This window comes from Streptomyces atratus, assembly GCF_040655115.1.
GTDB lineage: Bacteria > Actinomycetota > Actinomycetes > Streptomycetales > Streptomycetaceae > Streptomyces > Streptomyces atratus_D.
The window spans coordinates 1-1,579 of record NZ_JBFAJH010000139.1; the positions used below are offsets into that span (position 1 = coordinate 1).

The following is a 1,579-nucleotide window of genomic DNA, read 5'->3' on the forward strand; positions in this document are numbered from 1 at the left end:
TTCGTGTACTTGCTACCCACCTGGTCACTGCTTCCTCTGGAACCACTCAGGTCCCAGTCTCCAGGTGTCCATGATCAAGGGGAAGCTTCAAGGTGGAGTTTCCCGTTCGGTTGGTTTGCCCACCTGTTAGCGTGCGCGGATGGAAGATCTGGGATCCGTGGCTTGGCCGCCCGAGCCGATCAGGACCGAGCGGCTCGTGCTCCGTGAACCCGAGACCCGGGACCGTGCGGCGTTCATCGAGCTGCTCGCCTCGCCAGAGGTGCACACCTACCTCGGCGGCCCCCGGCCGCGTGACGAGCTCGAGTGCGAGATGTCCGGGGCGCCCGAGCGGTGGCCCGGGAGCTTCGTCGTTGATCTCGACGGGTCGATGATCGGCCAGATCCTGCTCAGGAGAGCAACGGGGGACCATCGCCCGGCTGCCGCGGGGAAGGCCGATCTCGGCTACCTGTTCCTGCCGCGGGCGTGGGGACACGGCTACGCCGCCGAGGCGTGCGCGGCGGCACTCGACTGGTTCGCGGACGCGCTGCCCGGCGAACCGGTGGTGCTCGCCACCCAAACCGCCAACGCCCGCTCGATGCGCCTCGCGGCGAAGCTGGGGTTCACCGAGGTAGAGCGGTGCGAGGCCTGGGGCGCCGAGCAGTGGCTCGGCATGTGGTCCCCGGTCACGCCGTCCAGTTGAGTTTGCGACGGAACCGCCGGGGAGTACCCGCCCATCCACGCGCGAGCGGCCTGCAACCGTGACTTTCCCGCGCGTATGCCGGGCGTCATCTCTGTTCTGTCGCCGCATGGATCGCTGCGACTATGGCTTCGCCGATCGGGGTCAATTTCATTGGTGATGCCGTGGTTGCACGGATGAGGAGTGGGTATCCGATCTCGCGACGCAGTCTTCCGACTCTCGTGATCAGGGCCGTGTGATGGGTTCCGAGTGCTTCGGCGGCTTCCTTGAGTGTCCGATAGCACGACGCGGCGGCGAACTCGCGAAGGCGGTCTCAGCCGTACCGGCGCGGCCACCACTGTCCCCATCGGACCACCTACCCCGCGTTTTCCGAGGCAGCCCGTCAGCCGCCGAACGCTGGGGTCCTGCCCCGGCAAGGCGTGAAGACGACTACTGGGGAGGTCCTGTACACGAAGAGGGGAACTACTCGTTCACGGAGCATGATTTCCATCCCCGTGTCCTATTGGCCACGCGGTGGCCATCGCTGATGGAAAGTGGCCACGTGTAGGGTCTCGCCGCTCGTGACATGTCGATCTTGCGTGACCTGCGCGTTCTTGGCTGTCTCACGGCCTTGTCACCCATGATCAGTCTCAAATCCGTGGCATTTCCTCGCGAGGGCGAGGGCGAGGGCGAGGTCGAGATCAGGCGGCTTGCCCGTGTCGGCCGAGTACACCACGCTGAGCCCCGAGCACGAGGACTACCGGCGAGCCCAGATCGCGCACCGATGAGTTTCCCGCGCCGCGCTGGTCTATACACCGGACACCCACGGACGGAAGGCTGAGCCATGCGGAAACTGATCTACGGCATGAACCTGACCCTGGACGGCTACATCGCCGCGGCCGGCGACGACATCGGCTGGAGCGG

1 protein-coding gene and 2 pseudogenes are annotated in these 1,579 nt (G+C 66.1%); 2 read left to right on the forward strand and 1 reads right to left on the reverse strand.

All coding sequences use genetic code 11. The features are described 5' to 3' along the window. Positions 1–139: 139 nt before the first annotated feature. A complete protein-coding gene (locus tag AB0I23_RS41435) occupies positions 140–679 on the forward strand; it encodes a GNAT family N-acetyltransferase (RefSeq protein ID WP_359118441.1) in 540 nt (179 codons plus the stop codon). 85 nt (positions 680–764) lie between these two features. Here the strand turns inward: AB0I23_RS41435 and AB0I23_RS41440 are convergent. Continuing rightward, positions 765–974: pseudogene (locus AB0I23_RS41440) on the reverse strand (helix-turn-helix domain-containing protein); the annotation flags it as partial. 525 nt (positions 975–1,499) lie between these two features. On the opposite strand from AB0I23_RS41440, the pseudogene AB0I23_RS41445 reads away from it, so the two are divergent. Further along, a pseudogene (locus tag AB0I23_RS41445) lies at positions 1,500–1,579 on the forward strand (dihydrofolate reductase family protein); the annotation flags it as partial.

Bases quoted from the DNA above. Each gene is read 5' to 3' on its own strand.
- AB0I23_RS41435 (WP_359118441.1), top strand. From the start codon at position 140: ATGGAAGATCTGGGATCCGTGGCTTGGCCGCCCGAGCCGATCAGGACC.